This window comes from Pseudoalteromonas sp. UCD-33C (genome assembly GCF_001306895.1).
GTDB lineage: Bacteria > Pseudomonadota > Gammaproteobacteria > Enterobacterales > Alteromonadaceae > Pseudoalteromonas.
The window spans coordinates 135,712-158,935 of the sequence record NZ_LJTB01000003.1 but is presented as its reverse complement, the minus strand read 5'-3'; the positions used below and the strand labels follow the sequence as shown (position 1 = coordinate 158,935).

Here is a 23,224-nt window from a genome sequence, read left to right as displayed (position 1 = left end):
CATTGAGCGGGGCTTTTTTCTTATATATTGGCCATAAGTGGTATTTAACTCACGAAATCAGTTTGTTATAACTAGGTTTATTTACAAAGCGATTAATCACCATGACTCTCACCACTGCGCGATTAACATTACGGCTGTTAAATGCCGATGACTGGCCATTGTTTTATACTTTGCATAATGATGCCGAAGTGATAGCTAAATGCTTCGATAAGCCCTCAGAGGCGCAGCTGCGAGCTAAGTTTAATGAACGCTTAAAGCCTTGGCAGCCAAATTCGAATTCACCACTTTGTTTAGTTATTGTTGAAACCAGTACTGGTAAAGAGGTGGGGGTAACTGGGTTTACTTCATCAACAGTGCCAGATAGTCAAGAAGTCGGTTATTTGTTGCTGCCTAATTTTCATGGTCGTGGCTATGCCACAGAGTCTTTGCAAGCAGTGCTTGATTACGCCAAATCAGAACATGCTGTACGTGAATTTAAAGCGGTTGTTACCGAGGGTAATATCGGTTCAGAAAAAGTACTTGAGAAATGTGGTTTTCAGTTAGTCGATAGGCAGCTAGATGCGTATGCTATTGGCGGTGTTTTGTATACCGATCATCATTTTCATTTAAGTTGCACTGATCACAGAGCGTGATCAGTGCGCAATTTTACAGATGAAGCTCAATCGCTTTTCTGTCTTTTTCAGGCATATTCGCAACCACTAAATCAAACGAATTATCAATCATTCGTTCAATCTCTCCTTGTGGTACGGTGCCGTCTAAAATAACCGTATTCCATAAACGTTTGTTCATGTGATAACCCGGGATCACCGACGGGAAAATATCACGCAGTGCTTGGGCTTCATCTGGATCGCATTTCAGATTTAACCACCATACAAGGTTTCCCTCATCGTCTGTTTGGCCTTCTTTGCCCTCGGCAAGGGTGGCAAACATTTTATGATTCACCTTGTAAACGTCGACATCTTGGCCAAATGGTTGGGTGATCATCACCAATGGCTTTTTCATTAAATACTCGTGTACTGTGTGTTGATTCATGATCCAATCCTTGAAGTCATTTTTCGTAGTTATAAAGATAGCAGCTTTTTCGTAGTTTTGAGACAACTATTGTCATAATTTGCTGAAAAATCGAATAAATAACGGCTGCGAGTCAAAACTGTAAATTTTTATTGAACAAAAGCCATTACGTGGTAAATTTCTGTCATCAAAAAACGATAGGAATACACCCATGCCTAAGGCAAGTGAAGTTAAAAAAGGCGCCGCTATCGAGCATAACGGCCGTGTTTTAGTAGTTAAAGATATTCAACGTTCAGTACCACAAGGTCGTGCTGGTGGCAGTTTATACCGTATGCGTTTATACGATGTGGTAACAGGCGGTAAAGTTGATGAAACATTTAAAGACAGCGACATGCTAAAGTTTGCTGATCTCATTCGTCGTGAAGCTATGTTCTCTTACATTGACGGTGAAGAGTATGTTTTCATGGATAACGAAGACTACACGCCATATAACCTAAATAAAGAAGCAATCAGCGAAGAGATTTTATTCGTTAATGAAGAAACTCAAGGTCTTCACGTTATTGTGATTGATGGCTCGCCAGTTGGCTTAGATTTACCATCGAGTGTTGAGCTTGTAGTTGAAGAAACTGACCCTTCAATCAAGGGCGCTTCAGCAAGTGCACGTTCAAAGCCTGCACGTTTAACAACGGGTTTAACGATTCAAGTTCCTGAGCATATTTCAACAGGTGACCGTATTCGTATTAATACCGTTGAGCATAAATTTATGGGGCGCGCAGAAAAATAATTCTGTAACCCCTTTGAAAGCCGGCTTATAGCCGGTTTTTTTGTTTTATTTGTAACGCGCTTATAACAAAATTCATTGAAAAAGGAACGAAAAACGCGCATTATTATTGGCTTACGAAAACAATAATAAATACCAGTAGTAGATTAATGTTGAACCACGGATTGGAAAACAGAGAATACATCAAACTCCCCGAAGGCGTTGATATCGCCATAACTCCCGCTGGCGTTGTTGCCCGAAGCTATGCCTACATTATCGATTTTATTATCCGTAGTTTGGTTTTACTTGCTGTAGGTACTGTATTTGCCTTTTTTGGCGATGCTGGGCAGGGACTTATATTAATTGCTTACTTTTTAATTTCATGGGGCTATAACATCCTGTTTGAAATGGAAAGTGGCCAAACGCCGGGTAAAAAACGCCTTAAAATCCGTGTTGTGCAAGACAACGGTTTACCGGCAAGCTTTTCGCAAATTGTAGTGCGTAACTTACTACGCCCAGCCGATATGCTACCTATAGGCTATTTCTTAGGCCTTGTGGTTATGTTGTTTAACAACCGTTTTAAACGCATTGGTGATTGGGCTGCAGGCACCATGGTTATTTACGACGATGAGTTAGCTACGCGCCCTGAATTATCTCAAGGTGAAGTGCATATTCCTACCATTAGCTTAACCACCGAAGAGCAATTAGCGGTGCTTGCTTTTGCAGAGCGTCATGATGAATTATCTGATGCAAGGCGCCGTGAGTTGGCAGCTATTTTAGCCACACCGTTTTCTGCTGAAGAGCATGAGATTGAGGCGCAGCTCGTTAGCTATGCACGCCACTTTGCAGGTCAAGTTCAACACGATAGCGATTACCCGCAGCAGGAGGGTAAGCAATGAAGCAAACTCAATTTGTAAAATCAAATAGCGTCAGTTGGGATGAGTTTAAAGCGCTTTGCGAGCAAAGTAGTGCGGAGTCTTTACCTGTTAATTTCCCTAACTTGTATCGCAAAGTCTGTAATGATTTAGCCATTGCGCAAAGTCGTCAATACAGCCCGGTGTTGATTGAGCAAATAAACAGGTTGGTACAGTTAGGACAAAAGCGCCTTTATTTATCTCGAAGTAATCAATTTTCTGAAATATGGCATGTGGCCCGCACGGCATTTCCGCGTGCACTGTATGAAAATCGTTTAATGCTTGGTATTAACTTATTGGCATTTTGGGGATTGGCCTTAATTGCTTTTATTTGGGTAACTATCGACCCTGATGCTGCGTATACATTTTTAGGGCAAGGCACTGTCCTTAATATCGAACAAATGTATAACCCTAGTGGTAGCGTTCAATCGGCGGAGCGCGGCGCATCGCAAGATCTGATGATGTTCGGGGTCTATATCTACAATAACATTGGTATCGCATTTCAGATGTTTGCAGGTGGCGTATTGTTCTGTGTTGGCGCTGCTTTTTTTCTATTGTTCAATAGTTTTTATTTTGGTGCTGTTGCAGCTCACATTGTGAATGTTGGATTTGAAGGGCCGTTTTTTTCGTTTGTAATAACCCATGGCTCATTTGAGTTAACCGCTATCATCATTGCCTCAGCGGCCGGGTGTCAAATAGGTTATGGCTTGTTAAATCCTGGGCAGTATACTCGCGCATATGCGATGAAACAGGCTGCACAAAAAGCGCTTCCACTGATTGTTGGCGCATTTTTAATGTTAGTCATTGCCGCTTTTATCGAAGCATTTTGGTCACCCCGTGATATTGCAAACGAAGTTAAATATTTAGTTGGCAGCGGTTGTTGGGCTTATGTCGTTTTTCGCTTATACAGGGGAATGCGTTATGGAGCTTAATCGACTTAGCTTCAATCCTCGCAAGCGCAGTGCTTACGAAACCTTTGATTTAACAGTGTTGCTAGTTAAGCAGCATGCTCTAGCGTTGGTTTCTTTGTATTTGATGATGGCAGTACCCGTATTTTTGATTGTCGGCTTTTTATTAAGCTGGGGCATAGGTGGCTTTGTTGTTTGGTGGCTTAAACCTGTATTTGAGCGACCTTTACTCGATTACATGTCAAAAGCGGTTTTCAATCAGCCAGTCAACATAATGAGTAGCTTAAAGTCACTCAAGCAGTTAAAAATCGCTGATATATTAGCGCATTTAACCGTTTTTAGGCTCAGCCCAAACAGAGCATTTTTAGCCCCTGTAGAACAACTTGAACGACTATCAGGTGAGCGCAAAACTAAGCGTAAGCAGGTGTTGTTTGCTTCAACTAAGCCTAAGCAGACATTGTGGATGCTGTTCTGTGTACATTTTGAGTTTATCTTATTGATGGGAATATCGGCACTGACAATTGCACTTGTGCCCCATTCATTCTCTGCACAAGAAGCCATGTACCAACTATTCGAAGCGCCAATCTGGGTTGAGATAGCGTTTAACTTTATTTATATCATCAGTATCTCGTTAGTCGCACCGTTATTTGTAACAGGTGGTTTCCTTGCTTATTTACACCGTCGAGTTGAACTAGAAGGCTGGGATATCGAGCTGGCATTTAAAAATATTCGCACCCGTCTTGCAGGCGTAGTCAGTGCTGTAGCACTACTTATACTTACAACGTTTACACTGCAACCATCAACAAGCTATGCAGAGCAAATCGATAAGCAAGCGGTAAAAGAGCAAGTTACGGCTCTTTATAATGAGCCTAATGTCATTGAAACTGAGACCACGTGGGTGCCAAATATCGAAGCAAAAGGTAGCTCATCAGAGAGTGATTGGTCTTGGCTTATCGATGTGTTTACTGCCATTGGTGAAGTGTTTGGCATATTTGTTTGGGTACTGGTCGGTTTATTAGTTATTTGGTTGGTTTATTACCTAATGCAAAAACGCGGTTTTTTTGCAAATTTAAGCTTACCAGAACGTACAAAAGTAAATGAAGAGCCAGTTATCCCAACCTTATTTGCAGAAATTAAAAGTAAGGATTTACCAGCAGATTTAATTGCCGCTGCAAAGCAATGTTTTGAGAAAGGTGAGCACCGATTGGCGCTGGCGTATTTACTTCATCATGCGCTGAGTTGGGCGCAGCAACAACATGAAGTGCGCTTGCACCGCTCGATGACTGAGCGCGAATGTAAACGTGCAATCGATGCTAGGGTGCCAAATCAAGGACAAGCAATTTTTGCCCGCTTATTTTCTGCGTGGGTCACGGTTGCTTGGGGCCATAAAAACCCTGATATCGACTTTATCGAGCTGACAGAGCAAATTACGGCAATGACAACAGAGACTAAGGAGCAAGCCCATGAAGCTTAAGGTTGTGCTCTTAGCGGTGCTAGTGGTGTTTAGCTTATTTGTTATTGCTGGTATTGCTTCTTTAGATTGGCAGAAAAAAGAAATAGAAATTGGCTTTCATAGTGATGTGGCAAAAGATAACTTCACGATGGCTAAGCGGCTACTTAAAGCCAATGGTATCGATTGGAATAAAAACAAACGCTTGGCAGAGCAAGCACAAAGTGATGAGTTAAACATAGACCCACAAAGCATCTTAATTTTGGATGAGGCGGTGCTTGCTGACTCCTACCAATTAAATGTACAGCTTGCTGATTGGGTCGCTGATGGCGGACGTTTAATTTATGTATTAAACAGGCAACGTGATGAGCTGGCGATTGATAGCACCGTATTTTTTAGTCAGCTTGGCATCAATGTACAAAGCCAAGAAGATGTTTTTGAATATGATTTTGCGATGCTCAAAGAAGGGAATAAAAATAGTAATTTATTAATTGATGAAAACACTCAGCTTGACCTTGAGCTAAGCCGTGCCTTTTTTATTGAAAACTGCCCCGGTGTGAGTACAAATAATGATACCGGCGATACCTTGATGTGTGACTTTGCATTTGGTCAAGGTAGGGTCATTGTGATGCCATCGCTGTTACCTTTTACCAATTACCGACTTCGCCATCTGGATCATGGCAGTTTATTGCTTTGGTTAAGTAAAGGGGCTGAAAAAGTAACGTATGTACCTTATCTGACTTACCCAAACTGGTTTGCTAAATTATGGCACTGGAGCTGGCATTTTGTGGTGACGTTGCTGTTATTAATTGTGCTTGCAGTGTGGCATATCAGTAGTCGTATCGGCCGCTCTTATGCTCCTGACTTCGATATAAAAACCAGCTTTAATCAGCATATTCGAGCAGTAGCAAACTTTTATTCAGAGCATGGTCACGAAGCCGTGTTATTTACTGCACTCAAGAAAGATTTTTACGCCAAAGTAGAGTCGCGAGTGCCTAACTTTAAGATGCTTAGTGCTGAAAAGCAGGCGCAGATCATCGCTAATTTAACTCATTTTGAAAAACAACAGGTGGCTGAGTTGCTTGCTAGCAAGTTGCCTGAGTCCAAAGAACAACGAACAGAATATATAAAACGATTTAAACAATTAAGGAATGCCTTATGAGCACGGAATTAGACACTAATCGCATGAGCTTAGTTGAGGCAGCTGATGCAGTAAAACAAGTAAAGCATAACATTTCGCATGTGTTAGTTGGTCAAGATGCCATTGTTGAAGATGTGCTTACGGTGCTCTTTGCGGGTGGTCATGTGTTACTTGAAGGGGTTCCTGGGCTTGGTAAAACGCTACTGGTTAGAGCCTTAGCAAAAAGCTTAAATGTAGACTTTTCGCGAGTGCAGTTTACACCGGATTTAATGCCTTCAGATGTTGTTGGTCATAGTTTGTATGATATGAAATCAGGTGAATTTAATATCAAAAAAGGCCCAGCATTTACTAATATTTTGCTGGCTGATGAAATCAACCGTGCACCAGCTAAAACGCAATCAGCTCTTCTTGAGGTGATGCAAGAGCAACAAATCACCATTGATGGCGAGTCATTATCTATTGATTCACCGTTTATGGTATTAGCCACTCAAAACCCATTAGATCAAGAAGGGACGTACCCACTACCTGAGGCTGAATTAGACCGTTTTATGATGAAAGTGGAGCTTGGTTTTCCTTCTCATGAATCGGAAGTTGAGCTTTTAAAACTGAATACACAAATTGTCTCTAATGAAACCAAAGTAGAGCAGCTCCCTGCGGTATTGGATGCTAAGCGAATTGCTGAAATTAAACAGCTTTGTGCAGATATTTTAGTAGACGAACAAATACTGAATTATGCCGTCGATATCGTGCGTAGTTCACGAACTTGGCAAGGTGTGCTCCACGGCGCAGGGTTACGTGCCTCAATTAATATCATTAAAGCGGCAAAAGTAATGGCATTAATGAATGGCCGTGACTTTGTAACTCCTGATGATGTGAAGTCAGTGTCTGTGAATATTTTAAGACACCGATTAATTTTATCGGCTGATTTGGAGCTGGAAGGGGTGTCATTTGATGAAGTGATCAATGCCATTTTAGCCAGTGTTGAAGCACCACGCTCATGAATCGCATTAAGCATAGACCTGCAAAACGCTTAGTACAATTAACAGCTTTGTTGTTGTTATTGTTGCTTGTCTGTGCCATTGCATCAGTTGACAGCTTAGTGCTAACGGCCTTGCTCTTAGTGCCTTTATTGCTCGCATTTGTAGATTACATGGCATCGAAGTCAGAGCCTTTACTTGAAGTAAGTGCACAAACGAGTCTCAACATGGCTTTGTATCGCCGCCAAGCATTGCAGCTAGTGATTAAAAATAAAGCGAAGCATGCGACCATGCTAGATGTCAGTGTTCATTTAAGTAATGCAATTGAGCTACAAAAGCCACAGCAAACGGTGTTTATAGATGCAATGCAACAAGCAAAGCAGAGCTTTAGCTTACGCGCTCACAAACGAGGTGATGCGCAGATCAGTGCCATTGAAGTTAGGGTAGGGTCGCCATTTGGTCTTTGGCAAACAAACTGGTTAGCTGAGCAAGCAATTCAATTAAAAGTGTATCCCGACTTTAGCCGTGTTACCTCAAATCAGCATTTAAATGGCGTAGTGAATAAGCCTATTTCAGGCTTAAAGCTCACTAAAAAGCGCGGTGATGGTATCGAATTTCAGCAACTACGCGAATACCGCCAAGGTGATAGTGTTAGGCAAATAGACTGGCAGGCGACCAGTAAGCGTCGAAAACTCATTTCTCGTGAGTATCAAGAAGAGCAAAACCAACATGTCATAGTGATGCTAGACGCTTCTAAAAAAATGGCCATAGAAGCCAATGAAGGCAGCCACTTTGATCATGCTTTAAATGCATTGCTACTGCTGTCACACACAGTTTTAAAGCAAGGTGATTGGTTTAGCATGCAAAGCTTTAACCAAAATCTGCGCTGGTTACCCGATGTCAAAGGCGCGCAGAATGTATCACGGGTAATGAATCACTTTTATGATCTATACCCAGATAAGAGCAGCAGTGACTATTTAGTGGCTGTGAACCAATTAATCGCTAAACGCAGTAAACGTTCTTTAGTGTTATTAGTTACCACCCTTGATGAGCAAAGCATTGATGAGTTAATGCCTGCAATTAAGCTATTACAAAAACACCACTTAGTGGCACTTATTAATATTAATAACCGTGCTGTAAATGAGGTGCTCGATGAGCCTATTGAAAAGTACGAAGATGCAACCAGTTACTGTGCAGCATTAGCACTACTAAATTCACATAAAGCCAATATGGCGAAGCTGAAAAAACAAGGTGTAATAGCCATAGACTGTAACCCTGAGCAGCTGCTACCGCATGTGCTTAACACCTATTTAAATGTGAAGCACTCCGGGGCATTGTAAGACCAGCTGGCAATAAAAAAGGCATTGAATTCAATGCCTTTTTTATTAAATAACGAAACGATTATTTTTGATTATCAATAGCTTCGTTAATTTTGTATTGGAAATAAATAACGTTAAAGAAAAACGTTAAAATACCACCTAAATGAACTGGTTCATTACTGCCTTCATTAATCAACTCTTTAATCGATGTACGAAGAGAGAAAATTAATACAATGGCAACAACAAATGAAATCAGTGACACAATACCACCAATTTCAGGTGAAACTCCTGTAAAAGACAACGCAATATTCACAATGTACAAAGCAACATAGCCATAAACTAAGCCTTGGCTTACCTGGTTTTTTGCTAATGCATTGGCTTTATTGGTTCGGCTTACTAGCCAGTATACGGCGTAGATACCAAATGTGAAAAGACATAAAAAGAACACGCCCCAAGCAGAAAAGCGGTCAAAATTTAAAATAGGTTTATTACCGCTGGTATTTTGCTGTGTAAGCTCAGCTTCTGGCGCTTCATAGATGTTAGCTGATTCTTCAGACATAACGATTCCTCATAATTATTTTTGTATATTCCTTTGTGCAAATTGCACGTACCGATAATAGCAGTGAGGCTGGTTTTTGTACATCATTTCAACAGCCTAGAAAGTAAGGTTAACTACCATAAAGGTCAGTATAAATAAGCCTTATAGAGGGTATAGCATGAGTGAAGTTTTAAAGGTTGCTGAATTTATGTACACTGCCGCAGATTTTAATGAGGTGCTGTGTGTTATTTGTATTTTTGAGCTGTGTATTTATTTTGGTGATGTATTTAGAGTCTTTGTCTAAAGGGATGCCGGTAAAGCGTTGGATGCTGCTAGGTGGAGTGCTTGGGCCTATCGCTTGGTGTTTATTTAACGTGCATTATCGCCGCGCATTTGTGCGCCATGTTGGCCGCCAATCTTGTGGCTGGCGCCCTTAAACTTTTGCTGTTTTTAACAGGCTCGGCGCAGATTTATCGAGTTGTTTTTGTAGGAAGGCGGTAAATTCAGGCTGAGACAGTGGCTTAGAGTAGTAGTAGCCTTGAACCGTCTGGCACTTTAACTGCTCTAACATCACAACCTGTTCGGCTTGTTCAACCCCTTCTGCAACCACATGCAAATCAAGGTTATGGGCAATAGTCACAATTGAGTCAACCATATTGCGGCCACGCTCTGATTGCATGTCGTCAATAAAGGCTTTATCAACTTTCAAGGTATTAAGCGGGAACTGTTTAAGATAGGCTAAAGATGAGTAACCCGTGCCAAAGTCATCCATCGCAAGGTGAATACCCCGAGCACTGAGTGAACGCATTACTGCAATTGCTTCGTTAGGGTCGTCCATAACCGTACCTTCGGTGATCTCCAGTTCAAGGAAGTAAGAGGGCAATTCATTCTTTTGCAAAATCACATCAATACGAGTGGTTAAATCAGGTAAGCTAAACTGCTTAGCCGATAAGTTCACAGCAACACGACCGTTGAATAAGCCTTGATCTATCCATGCTTTTACATCGCGGCATGCTTTATTTAAAACAACTTCACCAATTTCGATAATTTGCCCAGTTTCTTCAGCGATAGGAATAAACACTCCTGGGCTGATCACACCTTTTTTCGGGGTAATAAAGCGCACAAGAGCTTCCATACCATCGAGTTTACCTGTACGAATATTCATTTTCGGTTGGTAATACACTTCAAAGTGATCTTCTTTTAAGCCGTAACGCATTAAGTTTTCGATTTGTAAGCGTTTAACTGCTTCACGGTTCATAGTGTCGTTGAAGAACAGATAGCTATTGCCTTTTTTCTTAGCGTGATACATGGCTGTATCCGCATTTTTAAGTAATAGTTCTGGGGTATTGCCATCTTCAGGGAACAGCACGATACCGACACTTGAGGTGATCACTAGTTCGTGACCCGCCATATTAAAAGGTGTGGCAATGGCGGCTAAAAAGAGCTTTGCCATGCGAGTAATGGTATGAATATCGTTGGTACCCGACATGACCAGTGCAAACTCATCACCGCCTAGGCGATAAAACACATCTTTTTCCCGGGTTAACTTATTCAAGCGCATCGCAAGCTTAGATAGCAAGCTATCCCCAAGTTGGTGACCCAGAGAGTCGTTAATTTTTTTAAAGTTATCTAGGTCAAACACTAATAAAGCGTGATGGTTATCTTGCTTAGCGAGCTTTTTCAGGTTGGTGAAAAATAAGTTTCGGTTAGGTAAGCCCGTTGTGCGGTCTCGGTTCGATAAGTTATGTAATTGTGATTCGGCTTTTTTACGCTCAGTTTGATCAGAAAAAACAACGACATAGTTACATATTTGGTTATGCTCATTTTTGATTTCATCAATTGAAATTTCAATCGGTAACAGCTGCCTTTTCGCATTGCGAAGTTTAACCTCTTGCTGCCAATGCTCCGTGGCTTTTACGGTGGCTTTAATTTCATCCACATAGCTTTGGTCATAGCCATTTAAGGTAAAATCTTTCTTTAAATATTGCTCTCGAGTACCACCAAATAGCGTTAAGAAGCTTGGGTTTAAGTCAACCAGCTTAAAGTTTTTATCGAAAATGGCGATGGCGTCAGTTAGCGACTCAACGCATTTAGCGAATAGGTTTAAACGGGCTTCTGTTGATTTAAGCTGAGAAATATCTCTTACAGTGCCTGTCATACGCAAAGGGTTGAGGTTTGCGTCTTTTTCGATGATTTTGCCGCGATCCAGTACCCAATGCCAACGACCGAGGCTGTCTTTAATCCGGTAACTTGCTTCAAAAAAGGCGGTGTGTTCGGCAAAGTGTTTTTTTAGTGCTGTTTCAACGTGTTGTAAGTCGTGTGGGTGAATCAATTCGCGGTTAGGGGGAAAGCCGCTGCTACTGTTTGTATCTGAGGTGTATTTATCGTTAATTCGCAGCACTTCTCCGGTTTTAATATTCCAATCCCAGAGGGTATCGCCACTGCCTTCTACGGTACTTTTTAAGCGATGTTCTGAAATACGCAGTTGTTTTCGAGAGCGCTTTAATTTGAAAATTATAAATAATAGGTACGGCAATAACAGCATCATAATAGCACTTGGAATAAGCAGCAATGTGCTCTGTTCAAGCTCTATGGGGCTGGCGGATGCTGAAAAAATCCCAGCCATACTTATTGTTAAAAAAGCAGAAATCATTTTTATTATTTTTATCATTAATGCATTACCGTAATTCGCACCAATTAATCTAATCTAAGCTCGCGTTCGAGTCAAAGAGAATGCGAAGAAAGGCTTGCTTTTGGCTGTTTTTTAGCCTTTGGCTCACTTAAAAGTTCTATTCTTGGCCTGTTTTCACTGAACGTTTCTGTAATATACTGCTGCATTTGAGTAAGGGTTAACTTATCAAGTGCCTCTAAAAGCTGTTGTTGCATATTAAATTCAGTATCGCGATTACCAATAGCTAACCATAGGCGCTGTGAGCGTAAGCGCAAATTTTTATCTTTTTCAGCAATGTGTGTAACAAGACCTGCTTTGGTATCGAGCCATTGCTGCTCAGAAATGTTGTTTACATGTGCCACATAATTATTAATAAATTGCTGGTGACGCTGAAGTATCTCATCAGCACTATGCATAGGTGACTGCACGTAAAAAGCAATACCAGCACGGGTATTAAAAGGAGCATAGCCCGCACCAACTAAGTAGCCGAGCTGTTGCTTGGTTCTTAACTCATTAAAATAATCTTGGTTTATTAAATGATTAAGTACCATCATTTGCACCTTTTCGGTAGTGTCATCCGTTTGTGCTTGATAGTACAGCACCATCGCATGATCGCTACAATTTAACGTGAAGCGCTGTTGATCTACTTCGGTTATATCGTTAAGTGGTCGCGTTAAATCAATAATTGTGGTGCTGTCAGCTAGGTGTTTAGTCACTTGCTTTTGGAACTTAAGCGCATCACTACGTTGCCAGTTACCATGTAAAAAAGACTCAACGTGCAAGGCTTTAAAAAACTCATTTCTAAAGCAATTAAATTGATGGAAGCTAGTATCCTTTAAAGCTTGTGCTAAGGCATTAGGCTCTGGGTTCCATGGCATGATTTGCGCACCCAAAATACTAAATAGCTCACTAACAGGTTTGTTTTGATTGCTGTTTCGCCAGTGTCTAACGAGCTGCTTTTTATATTCAGCAAAGCGTTTTGCGCAGATTTCAACATTAAAGAGTGCTTCAAGTAACTCATTAACCAGCTCTAACTGACTCGATGAAAGACCCGCAGTATGTAGGGTTAAGCCACCTTGGTGAGAGGTTAAGTGATAACTAAGACCAGCCAATTCTGCTGGATAAAATTGCTCAGCAACACTGTCCATAAACAGGTCTGCAAATAAGCGGGTAAGGGCCATGTGTTTAACATCTTTAATTGCAAAGGTTGAGTCCATTGCTAAGTAAAAATGCCCTTTAGCTACTCTGAAAGTTGCGTCTTGTTTAAACCAAAAATCAAAGCCGTCTCGTGTGACTAAAAGCTCAGGTGATTTATTTGGCTCGTCTAATGGTAATAGTTCAACATCTTTTGTGAGGTATGGGTTAGCACTTGGTAAGCACATCTGTGGTAATGGCGTGTTTATTTCACTAAGCGCTTCTAACCAACTTGCTGAGATGTCTTCTACTTTATATGGGGTGTTGTACCAAGCAGTGGTGTGCTCAGGCTCAACACCTGGATGAATGAGTACTAAGCGCATGTTATCAGGTGTTAGCCATTGCATAGCAATTTCATGGGCACAACGGTTAAAGCCTTCCATTAAATAATCGCCTTGCACATAGTTGGCTTCATCGTAATGCTGCATATTAATGCTTAAGTTACTTACCCAATCAATTAAGCGCGCTTTTTCTTGGTTATCAAAGGCGATTTGCAAGAGGTTCTTTTTGTCTTGATAAAGACGCGGCAATTTATCGCAGTTTTGGTTAATTAAGCAGATATACTCAAACACCATTTCAACGATATCTTCATAGTATTCAATACCTTCATCAGTTAACGCCATACTGATGTTAAAATCTTTGAAATTACTGCCATTAATGCCACCACCCGCTGAAAGGGCATTGATCCAGCCTTGCTCTTTTAGAATAGAGTACAGCGACCCTTTGCCTTCGTAGCCGAGTAAGTGGGCAATAAAACTAACGGTTTTGTGACGGTAAAAGTCATCAATATTTGGCATCGCAAAGCTAATAATGAGCTTTTGCATATGTTTATGTGGCTCAATGTGTAACACCTTACCTAAGTCTTGTTTACGGTAAAGTGGCTGTTCTATGATCTCTTTACTTTTTGGCTGACCTTTAATTTCGCTAAATAACCGTTTTACCCAGGTGGTCATGGTCGCAATATCTTCATTGCTACATATCACAAGTGTCATCCACTGAGCCTGATAATGGCTATCGAAAAAAGCGCGTAGCTCATCACTGATACATCCCTCACGATCCGCGAGGGTTTGCTGGTTACCGACAGAAAACTTTGCAAAAGGGTGTGCTGGGTTAACCGTTTCTTTATGAGCCTGATAAATACGGCGGCCGTCATCTTTTATTTTTAGTTTAAATTCTGCGTCTATAGCATTACGTTCTTTTGTTGTCTCTTTAGGATTTAAGAGTGGGGCAATAAAAAAACGACTGAATTGTGCCAGTGCTTCAGCAAACTGTTGGTTATTAATATCAAAGAAGTAGCAAGTGTGCTCAGTGCCAGTCCAGGCATTGGTGTTGCCACCAGATTGCGATACAAAATTAGAAAATCCGCCCGATTCCGGGTACAGGTCAGTGCCTAAAAAAAGCATATGCTCTAAAAAGTGCGCGAGACCTTGCCTATCAAGGGGGTCATCGAAATGGCCTGCGTTAATAGCCATTGAAGCCGCTGATTTTGTTGACTCTAAGTCTTGCACTAAAAGTACTTTTAGACCATTGTCCAGTGTTAGGGGTTGATATGTTCTGTTATCATTGCGGCTGATATTCAAAAGATGCTCCTGAAAGAGTGCGTTAATGTCCTAACAACAGATGATATTTTCAGGAAAGCTAAAAAAGACAGAGCTACGAAAATCTACCTGAATATCATAAGCGGATGTTTAATGTATCTAGTGATGATATTCTAATATAGCGAACAATCAAGCAAACTGGCTACTGTTTTATATTCTTTAATCGGTTGATTTTTTATGAAAACAATCTTAATCATGCGCCATGGCGAAGCTACGCCAATGCAAGCAGATGATGCAGCAAGACAACTGACCGAGACCGGTCACCAAGAAGCCAGTCGAATGGGGCAGTGGTTAGCGACACACCATAAACCTGATGCTCTGTTGGTAAGCCCTTACATTCGCGCACAACAAACTGCTTTGGATGCGACGCAACATATTTCGTTACAATTTAACGAAACTTGCAGTGATATTACCCCCGATGGTGTACCGCAAATTGCTGCTGATTACCTAGAAACCTTGATTGCTATGCATCCAGACTGCAATACCTGGTTGGTCGTTGCCCATATGCCAATTGTTAGCTACTTAGTTGATCAGTTAAGCCCTGGTCATATGCCAATCTTCAATACAGGGGCGGTTGCTGTTATCGAATATGATGAACACAAACAGCGCAGTCAGTACCTCAGTATTCACTCGCCAAATAACGTCGAAATCTAACAGTGGATTTGCTAAATTAGCGCCACTGTTAATTTTTTAAGTTCTTACTATGACAATCGAACGTTTACAAACCGGTGCGCGTATGAGCCGCATCGTTAAGCATAACGGCACAGTATACCTATGCGGCCAAGTTTGTGCTGATGCCGAAAAAGATATCACCGAACAAACTCAAACCATGCTAGATAAGGTCGAAGCGCTACTTATTGAAGCAGGTAGTAGCAAAGAGCACATGCTAAGTGCCACAATTTACCTGAAGAGCATGGAATACTTTGCACAGATGAACGCTGTTTGGGATGCATGGGTGCCACAGGGTCATGCACCAGCTCGCGCTTGTGTTGAGGCAAAAATGGCGCGCGATGCATTATTAGTTGAGATTTCTGTCGTTGCAGCCGTTAAGTAACGAGCAGCGTATCGCGCAGATGATTGCTCGCTTTAATGAGCAATCAGGGCGCGAACTGATTGAACTGCCACATTGGCATTTTTGCGACAATGAGCAAGATGCCAATGACTGCGCATTGCTGGTTTTAAATGGCGTAAAACAAGCAACAACCCCTTCACTTTATTGGTTTAAAGCCAATAATGAAGCCCTTCCTGAAGTTGGTGATTTAGCCATTTTTACCAATTGGCAGGGACAGCCACTCGGCATAATTGAAACCGTCTCTGTAACTATTACCCCATATAATCAAATAAGCGCCGATTACGCCGCATTAGAAGGCGAGGGCGACAAGAGCCTTGAGTACTGGCAGCGTGTGCATTGGGATTATTATCAGCGAGAGCTCGCAGGTACAGGCTATCAATGTCATCCAGAGATGCCGTTGGTGTGTGAGCAGTTTAGGTTAGTTTACAAGGAGTCAGAATGAGCACGAGTCCAGTGGTTCTTATTACCGGAGGCGGCCGCGGTATAGGTGCAGCAACAGCAAAACTATTTGCTAAACATGGCTATGATGTGTGTATTAATTATAAGTCAGATCACGCAAGTGCAGAGCAGGTCGCTGATGAGATAAATGCGCTTGGCGTGAATGCCTATTTGTTACAAGCTGATATTGCCGATGAGCAGCAAGTACTCGCCATGTTCGCCAAATTAGATGCTCAGGTTTCGCGGTTAGATGTGTTAGTTAATAACGCAGCGATGATGATGCCGCAAATGCCGTTATTAGAGATGGATGCTAAGCGTATCAACGCTATTTTAAGTTGTAATGTTACAGGGGCATTTTTGTGCGCGCGAGAAGCAATAAAGCGTATGGACAAAGGCAGTATTGTCAATGTTTCATCGGGTGCATCGCGAACAGGCTCGCCAAATGAATATTTAGATTATGCTGCATCTAAAGGAGCGCTTGATACTTTCACGATTGGCCTTGCCAAAGAAGTCGCGAGTAAAGGTATTCGAGTTAATGCGGTAAGGCCAGGCCTTATTTATACCGATATGCACCGCGATGGCGGTGAGGCAAACCGAGTTGATAGGTTAAAATCTAAGTTGCCGCTAGGACGCGGTGGTGAAGCTGACGAGGTCGCTTCAGCAATTTACTTTTTGGCAAGTGAGCAAGCATCATTCACAACAGGCAGTTTTATAGACGTATCGGGTGGGCTTTAGTAAGCCTTGCTGGTGGTAACTGCGTTGAGGGGTTATTATTTCCTAATATAAACCATAAAAATAACCCAAGGTAGCCCATGGATTCACAAAAGAAATCGACTTTATTTCTGTTCGGCTTATTTATGTTCATTATGTTGGTGGGGCTGTTTGGTGTATCGCAAACAACACGCTGGAGTGAACCTTTAGCTAACAATATATATGCAATTGCGGGCCTGTTTGCTTTTAGTGGTGATTGGACACAAGAGCTTTATAAAACCAATCAAATGAACCCTTTCATTGAATTTGCTCGATTTGCAGCCCCCTTAACGACAGCATTAATTTTCTTTTATCTAATTTTTGATGGTGCAAAGCAGCTCATTGTATATTTACTGAGGCCTCGCTCTGACTTTCAGCTTGTTGTGGGTTTGGGAAATAAAGGTTCTGCCATTGCTCTATCTGCATTGGCTGCGAATAAATCAGTTATAGCAATCGAAAGTAACCCTGAAAATAGTCATATTGCCTTACTGAAACAAAAAGGTGCGATTGTGCATGTTGGTGATATTAATCAATCAGTTGCTGATAAGCTTCACTTACAGCATGCTGAGGCGGTATTTTTCTGTTGTGGCGATGATAGCCATAACATTACTATTGCTCAGCAAGTACTTACTAACTTACCCAACTTGAAAGCGCCCGTTTTTGTACATCTGCATAGTCGGGTATTAGCGGATCAACTTAAACAACTCCCTCGATTTATTGAAAATACCAGCACCGAACTACGCTTTTGGCGTAAAAGCCAGTTACTAGCAGAGCAGCTTTTTGCCAAGCATTCGCCGTTACCACTGCTTAATATTCAAGGAAAAGACCAAGTTCATTTGGTTATTTTTGGTAGTAATGACGCGGCGTTAGATTTAGCAAGAACTTATGCGAAAAGTGCTATCTACAGTAGTTTAAAGCCGGTAAAAATTACTTTAATCACTACCGAATCTAATGCAGAGTTGAGTGCAGAACTTACAGCTATTGACGCTGCCGCTGAGCTTAACGTTATTAATAAGCAAGTTCATGAGTTACTCGCAGATAATAAACTGCTGCTCGATATCATTTCTAATGCAACGCAAATTTATATTTTCGATACACAGCAATTAAATTGTTTCTCAATCGCTTTGACACTTCGCAATAAGATGCTAGTTGAATGCCTATTTATGGCACCCATTTACTACGCAACTAGCTACACCGAATTTAGTGAACAACAACAATCTAAAACAAGGCAGATACCTGATAACTTGGTGGCTTTTAATGATAACAGTAAAGATATCAATATTAGCGCAGTGACTCAGCCTCGTGGCTCAGTGTTAGCTAAGCGAGCTCACGAACAAAGCTATCAAGCAAATCAAGATAATGTTACTTCATGGCAAGACCTACCTTATAGTTTAAAGGAAGCCAATAGAGCTTTTGCGCTGAGTTGGCGTGAAAAACTGGCGATGGTAAATGCACGTTTTAGCAGCCACTCAAACAGCATTGAATTATCAGATAACGAGCTCAATATGATGTCGTCGATGGAACATGCTCGCTGGTGCGCTGAGCGTAAAATTGATGGCTGGCAGTTTTCTAGTACTCGCTCAAATATTGCAAAACGCCATACACTGATAAAACCTTGGCATGATTTAACACAACAACAGCAGCAAGGTAATAGTGATTTTTTTGCCGCAGCTGTTAACGATTTACTGTTACTGGCAAAAGATACAACGCAACCTTTTGGCATTGAAAAAGTGGTCACCGTGGCAGTCACAGGCCATCGCTTCACAAACCTTGAAAGCCAGCAACATGACACTTTGGTTCGAGACATTGATCAGCAGTTAGATGCGCTTAAGCAGGCTCATCCAAATTGTCATTTTCAGTTTGTTTCTGGTCTGGCTGAAGGAGCTGATAGATTAGTAATAGAGCGAGCGCTAACCCGTTTAGACGCTAGTTTTATTGCTCTACTGCCCATGGCTTACGAACTGTATAAATTGGATTTTAGTAAACCAGATAGTGAGTTTGAACAGTTGCTCGCCAAAGCACAGTGGTTTGCAGAAATCCCCCCTGTTTATCGAAGTTTAGCCGAGATGGAAGATACAGCTAATGAGTCTCGTGCTTTGCAATATGCCTCTTTAGCAGCGCACTTGGTTGCTATGGCCGACGAGCTGATAGCTGTTTGGGATTCTCAACCTAGCAGAGGAATTGGCGGTACAGCTGATGTTGTAAACTGGTGGCAGCATGGTGTGCCAGAACAGTTTAAGTGCCGTTACCCATTTACTAGTCAGCGCGCTAATGGTGAAGTGCGTATTGTAGACTTTAAGAGAGATTAGCTAATGAGTGAGAAGTTAGTTAAGCATCAATACTTGGCGTTTATTTCATATCGTCACGCTGATAATAAGCAAACTGGACGGCAGTGGGCAACCTGGTTGCATCAAGCAATCGAAACCTATGAAATCCCAAAAGATTTAGTGGGTCAAAAAAACGCCCGTGGCGAGTTGATCCCTGAGCGTATTTTCCCCATTTTTCGCGATGAAGAAGAGCTCCCAGCCGATGCTGATCTTGGCAATGCAATTACACGTGCACTAGATAATACTCAACTGCTTATTGTGTTATGTTCGCCTAACGCAGTGGCATCTACTTATGTTGCAGATGAAATCGATTACTTCAAAAAGTTAGGCCGAAGCGATCAAATTATTGCCGCAATGATTGACGGTGAACCAAATGCAAGCTGGGATAAAACAAAGCAATCGCAAGGGGTTACGCCAGAGGATGAATGTTTTCCAAAGCCCTTACAATATGCTTACGACGCACAGGGCAACCCAACAACACAATTAGCTGAGCCTCTAGCGGCTGATTTTCGGGTTAATCATGATGGCAAGCTTGAACAAGGCTGGACCTCAATTGAAGCATATAAACAGTATTTAAAATCGCGCACTGAATTTTCAAGCCAAGATTTAGCTCGATATGTTGAGCAATACCAAGCTCAACAAAAATTGATGCTGTTAAAAATTATCGCAGGCATTTTAGGTGTGCCACTTGGGGCATTAACTAAGCGCGACCAAGCTTATCAATTAGAACTTGCTAAGCAAAAGGCAAAGCGTTTGCGCCAATGGTTAAGCGCCGTCGCTATGCTGGCTGTTATTGCAGTGGTAGCGGGTGTTTTTGCTTATATTAAACAGCAAAAAGCCATTAAAAATGAACAGCTTGCGCAACAGCAAACTAAAATAGCAACTGAGCAGCGTGATGCTTCATTGTTAAATCAAAGTCGCTTTTTGCTTGATAGGGCCCGTCAAGCTAACGATGATGGAGAGCATGATACTGCGTTGCTATTAGGCCTCAATGCACTACCCGGTTTATATGGCGGAGAGCGTCCAATGCCCGGTGGAATAGGGCAATTGCGTCGGGCGATTTATGCCAATAACAAACACTTTTATTATCAAGCACAAGAAAAAATTGAACAGTACCAATATGTTGAAAATGAACAGCTGTTTGTACTTTCAAATGGCAAAGTTAAGCGTTTATCAATAACAGACAGTGACGAAGATAAACTGCTTAAAACTGAACAGTTTGTTCAAGGCTTTAGTCTGAGCCGTGATAACAAACAACTTGCTATAGCGACTCGTGAGGGCGAAGTCAGTGTTTGGGATAGTGATACCTTAACCAAACAACAAAGCACCGAAATTAAAGCCGAGATAAAAAACCTAGTATTTAGTCCTGATAACAAAACCCTTTATATGAGCAGTCATTTTGACCGGCTCATTGCTTGGGATGTCACTAATAATGCGCTTTTATACGATGTTAAACATTCTCAACAATACGGCTTGGCAGACATTCAAATTAGCCCAAATGGTCACTATATTTTAACGACTCCTGAGCTCGTGGGGCCACTTAAACTCTTCAACGCTCAAAATGGAAATGAAATACGCTCATTGGATTTAGCTTATGATTTTACAGCTAAAAATAGCTTAGCTCGACAAACAGGCTTTACCAATGATAGCCAAGGCTTAGTTATTTACGATCTAAATGGTACCCGTGTTGAAGCAGTTGAAAGTGGCGAGCAACAAGGAGTTACTCCGCATATTCATACCTTGATGAGTAAAAATGGAGAATACGTTTATGCAATGGCCACTGTTAACCAAGTGCAATCGACAACCGAAAATGCTGATTTTATTCGTAGTTTAGAAAAGGCACCGACACTTTGGAATATCAAAACAAATCAAGGTAGTCAGCTTAGCCATTTTTCAAATGTTGAAGATGGCGCATTTACACCAGACGGTAAGCTTTTGATCACATTAGCGTATAAAAATGTGCGTGTGTGGGATGTCGCAACTGGTATTGAAGTTAATAACTTTAAAATTAATCAGCGCACAAAGCTTGTTTTAACAAACAGTGAGTTGGTTAACGCCTCGAGTGATGACAAAAGTATTTCAATTTGGTCATTACTGAAAAATAGCCCTAGCATAGCACTTAGCGAAAAAATTAATTTATGGGGCGCTGAATTTAGCACTGACGGGCACACTCTAACAGCACAGAGCCTTGATAATAAAAACCAGCTTTATATGTTTAATAGCTTGAGTGGTGAGCTTGTTCGACGCATAGATTTGTGTGAACGACATCGTGTTAATATCGCCGATGTAGCCAATGCAAAACGCTTTATAAGTGTGGAATGTGGTTATGGCAATCACCAAGTATTTGATCTAGAAAAGAACAGCTTAATTGAGTTTGGTGACAAATATGATTCGTCTTCGGTGGTGTTATTAAATGAAGCACAGCATTTTGTTTTATTTATTGAAGATTCTTGGAACAAAAAAGCGCTTTACTTAGTTGACTTGATGAGCGAACAAAGCATCGCCGAAATCCCCCTTAGTGAAGATACCATAATGACCGAGCCTAGGCTGAGTGCTGATGGGCGTTATTTATTGCTAGGTAATAATAAAAAAGGGGTGATGCTTTATGATTTACAAGCGAAAAAGCCGCAGTTTAATACAACTAAAATAGCCCGAGTTCTTGATGCCTACTTTGTGTCACAAGCAAACCGTTTGGTAATAAAAGCAGCCAAGCGTAAAGTGGGTATCTTGGATTTGCAAACCGGTGAGGTTTTAAAACAACTGACCTTCCAGTCTGATATTGCAGACCTACTTGTTAAGGAGAGTGAGCTGGTTATTGGATTAAAAGACAAAGCTGTTGTGGTTGTTGACACTGTTAGCTTGCAAGAACTTTATCGATTTAACACCACTGAAGAAGCTGGGGATTTAAGCTTATCAGCATCAGCAGAATATTTAATAATTAATCAAGGCAAGCCTAGTATTTATCATCTTGACACGGGTCAGCTGTTTTATCAGGTTGATGATTATCAACAGCAAAAAATAGCGTTTGATGAGCATGCTGACCGCTTAATTATATTAGCTAATCAAGGCAAGTTGTTTAGCTTACCCGCATTGAGTCGTGAAATTAATGATGCTGCGAAAAATGCATTGCCAAAAAGACGCAACTGCTTAACGCAAAAACAGCGTGAAGATAACTTTATTTCGCCATTAAATGTTCAGCAAAAACAAGTGCGAGGATGTTTAAAGTAAAATACTTAACCAGGTGCTAAAGCTCACCACACTCAATACTGTTGAAAGCACGACGCTACTTGCCAGTGTCGCTTGGTGTTGCTTAATTTGATTGGCGATTAGATAAGCGTTGACCCCTAAAGGAGAGGCGCTTAAAAGTACTAACACGTTCAGTAATGATTGCTCTAGATTGAATACGCTGCCTGCAAAAAAGTAGACCCCGCACGGTAATACAACTAGCTTGATGATGGTTGCGATGATTGAGGCTTGTAAGTTGTCGGCCACTTTATAAAACGCAAGGTTCGCCCCTAATACAAACAACGCACAGGCAATGGCAGGTTTGGCAAGTAGACTCAGGCCATTTGCTAAATTATCAAAAAGTGTAAAGCCAAGTAAGTTAACAGCCAAGCCGCTACTGATGCTTAACACGACTGGATTCAGCAGCATGTTTTTAGCAAATGCTCGCCAAGAGAATGTTTGCTGCGACTTAGCACTGAGCAAAAAGGTAAGGGTAAACAAAAGTGCGCTATGAAAAGTGATGATCATAAACACAATGCCGACCATCTGTTGCCCAAGTGCAGCAATAATTATAGGTAAACCTACCAGTACCGTATTTGAGTAACTACTGCCAAGGGCAAAGACAGCATGACGTGACGGCGCAGACTGCTTGCTAATAAGGTAGCGGTCAAGAACATAGCCAACTGCGTAAATGGCCAATACCGGGATGTAAAAGCTCAAAAACCCCGCAATGGACACACTATTTTGTAAATCGGCTTGGGCCATATTTAAAAATAGAAAAGCAGGCACACTGATATAAAAAGTAAACTTACTTAAACCTGCTATATGCTCTTTCGATAAAAACTTGCTTCGCGAGCTGATGTAACCACTTAACACGATAAAAATCAGAGGAAAGATAATCGAAAAAATATGCACTTTAGGCCTTATGATA

General features: G+C 41.4%; 20 protein-coding genes. 15 read left to right on the top strand and 5 right to left on the bottom strand.

The window, feature by feature from the left end; genetic code table 11:
* Positions 1–101 precede the first annotated feature (101 nt).
* Entirely contained in the window at positions 102–632 is a 531-nt protein-coding gene (locus tag AOG26_RS08790) for a GNAT family N-acetyltransferase (RefSeq protein ID WP_054562135.1), read from the top strand.
* A 13-nt stretch (positions 633–645) separates the two neighbouring features.
* On the opposite strand, the gene AOG26_RS08785 is transcribed toward AOG26_RS08790, so the two are convergent.
* Positions 646–1,032 carry an MmcQ/YjbR family DNA-binding protein gene (locus AOG26_RS08785; protein WP_054553214.1) on the bottom strand — a complete coding sequence of 129 codons (387 nt, stop codon included), beginning with the start codon at positions 1,030–1,032 and terminating at the stop codon, positions 646–648.
* A gap of 190 nt (positions 1,033–1,222) precedes the next feature.
* On the opposite strand from AOG26_RS08785, the gene efpL reads away from it, so the two are divergent.
* The 7 genes from efpL to AOG26_RS08750 all read left to right on the top strand — a co-directional run bounded on the left by efpL (position 1,223) and on the right by AOG26_RS08750 (position 8,501).
* The gene (gene efpL / locus AOG26_RS08780) at positions 1,223–1,795 is read left to right on the top strand and encodes an elongation factor P-like protein EfpL (RefSeq protein WP_054562134.1); all 573 of its coding nucleotides are present in this window, start codon (positions 1,223–1,225) and stop codon (positions 1,793–1,795) included.
* A 146-nt stretch (positions 1,796–1,941) separates the two neighbouring features.
* Positions 1,942–2,670 (top strand): RDD family protein, encoded by a 729-nt coding sequence (locus tag AOG26_RS08775; RefSeq protein ID WP_054562133.1) that lies wholly within the window; start codon positions 1,942–1,944, stop codon positions 2,668–2,670.
* Positions 2,667–3,617 carry a stage II sporulation protein M gene (locus AOG26_RS08770; protein WP_054562132.1) on the top strand — a complete coding sequence of 317 codons (951 nt, stop codon included), beginning with the start codon at positions 2,667–2,669 and terminating at the stop codon, positions 3,615–3,617. The genes AOG26_RS08775 and AOG26_RS08770 overlap by 4 nt, the downstream gene beginning before the upstream one ends.
* A complete protein-coding gene (locus AOG26_RS08765) occupies positions 3,607–5,067 on the top strand; it encodes a hypothetical protein (protein ID WP_054562131.1) in 1,461 nt (486 codons plus the stop codon). The genes AOG26_RS08770 and AOG26_RS08765 overlap by 11 nt, the downstream gene beginning before the upstream one ends.
* Positions 5,057–6,205 carry a DUF4350 domain-containing protein gene (locus AOG26_RS08760; protein ID WP_054562130.1) on the top strand — a complete coding sequence of 383 codons (1,149 nt, stop codon included), beginning with the start codon at positions 5,057–5,059 and terminating at the stop codon, positions 6,203–6,205. The genes AOG26_RS08765 and AOG26_RS08760 overlap by 11 nt, the downstream gene beginning before the upstream one ends.
* The gene (locus tag AOG26_RS08755) at positions 6,202–7,185 is read left to right on the top strand and encodes an AAA family ATPase (protein ID WP_054562129.1); all 984 of its coding nucleotides are present in this window, start codon (positions 6,202–6,204) and stop codon (positions 7,183–7,185) included. The genes AOG26_RS08760 and AOG26_RS08755 overlap by 4 nt, the downstream gene beginning before the upstream one ends.
* Positions 7,182–8,501, top strand: a complete 1,320-nt coding sequence (locus AOG26_RS08750; protein WP_054562128.1) for a DUF58 domain-containing protein — start codon at positions 7,182–7,184, stop codon at positions 8,499–8,501. The genes AOG26_RS08755 and AOG26_RS08750 overlap by 4 nt, the downstream gene beginning before the upstream one ends.
* Positions 8,502–8,562: 61 nt before the next feature.
* On the opposite strand, the gene AOG26_RS08745 is transcribed toward AOG26_RS08750, so the two are convergent.
* On the bottom strand, positions 8,563–9,039 hold the full coding sequence (locus tag AOG26_RS08745) for a DUF4234 domain-containing protein (RefSeq protein ID WP_054562127.1): 477 nt from the start codon (positions 9,037–9,039) through the stop codon (positions 8,563–8,565).
* 221 nt (positions 9,040–9,260) lie between these two features.
* On the opposite strand from AOG26_RS08745, the gene AOG26_RS08740 reads away from it, so the two are divergent.
* Positions 9,261–9,455 carry a hypothetical protein gene (locus AOG26_RS08740; RefSeq protein WP_054562126.1) on the top strand — a complete coding sequence of 65 codons (195 nt, stop codon included), beginning with the start codon at positions 9,261–9,263 and terminating at the stop codon, positions 9,453–9,455.
* On the opposite strand, the gene AOG26_RS08735 is transcribed toward AOG26_RS08740, so the two are convergent.
* Both AOG26_RS08735 and AOG26_RS08730 read right to left on the bottom strand, forming a co-directional pair.
* Positions 9,452–11,566: a sensor domain-containing protein gene (locus AOG26_RS08735; protein WP_408002928.1), complete on the bottom strand. Its 2,115-nt coding sequence runs from the start codon at positions 11,564–11,566 to the stop codon at positions 9,452–9,454. The two genes, AOG26_RS08740 and AOG26_RS08735, sit on opposite strands and share 4 nt — an antisense overlap.
* A 176-nt stretch (positions 11,567–11,742) precedes the next feature.
* Complete coding sequence (locus AOG26_RS08730; RefSeq protein WP_054562124.1) at positions 11,743–14,463, bottom strand: insulinase family protein; 2,721 nt, start codon at positions 14,461–14,463, stop codon at positions 11,743–11,745.
* A 195-nt stretch (positions 14,464–14,658) separates the two neighbouring features.
* On the opposite strand from AOG26_RS08730, the gene sixA reads away from it, so the two are divergent.
* The 6 genes from sixA (at position 14,659) to AOG26_RS08700 (ending at position 22,296) form a co-directional block, all read left to right on the top strand.
* Positions 14,659–15,135 (top strand): phosphohistidine phosphatase SixA, encoded by a 477-nt coding sequence (gene sixA / locus AOG26_RS08725; RefSeq protein ID WP_054562123.1) that lies wholly within the window; start codon positions 14,659–14,661, stop codon positions 15,133–15,135.
* Between the two features lie 49 nt (positions 15,136–15,184).
* Positions 15,185–15,535 (top strand): RidA family protein, encoded by a 351-nt coding sequence (locus AOG26_RS08720; RefSeq protein ID WP_054562122.1) that lies wholly within the window; start codon positions 15,185–15,187, stop codon positions 15,533–15,535.
* Complete coding sequence (locus AOG26_RS08715) at positions 15,519–15,995, top strand: ASCH domain-containing protein (RefSeq protein WP_054562121.1); 477 nt, start codon at positions 15,519–15,521, stop codon at positions 15,993–15,995. Before AOG26_RS08720 ends, AOG26_RS08715 begins: the two co-directional genes overlap by 17 nt.
* Positions 15,992–16,726: an SDR family oxidoreductase gene (locus AOG26_RS08710; RefSeq protein ID WP_054562120.1), complete on the top strand. Its 735-nt coding sequence runs from the start codon at positions 15,992–15,994 to the stop codon at positions 16,724–16,726. Before AOG26_RS08715 ends, AOG26_RS08710 begins: the two co-directional genes overlap by 4 nt.
* A 77-nt stretch (positions 16,727–16,803) precedes the next feature.
* On the top strand, positions 16,804–19,050 hold the full coding sequence (locus tag AOG26_RS08705; protein WP_054562119.1) for an NAD-binding protein: 2,247 nt from the start codon (positions 16,804–16,806) through the stop codon (positions 19,048–19,050).
* 3 nt (positions 19,051–19,053) lie between these two features.
* A complete protein-coding gene (locus tag AOG26_RS08700) occupies positions 19,054–22,296 on the top strand; it encodes a toll/interleukin-1 receptor domain-containing protein (RefSeq protein WP_054562118.1) in 3,243 nt (1,080 codons plus the stop codon).
* On the opposite strand, the gene AOG26_RS08695 is transcribed toward AOG26_RS08700, so the two are convergent.
* Entirely contained in the window at positions 22,288–23,208 is a 921-nt protein-coding gene (locus AOG26_RS08695) for an AEC family transporter (RefSeq protein ID WP_054562117.1), read from the bottom strand. The two genes, AOG26_RS08700 and AOG26_RS08695, sit on opposite strands and share 9 nt — an antisense overlap.
* Positions 23,209–23,224: the final 16 nt, after the last annotated feature.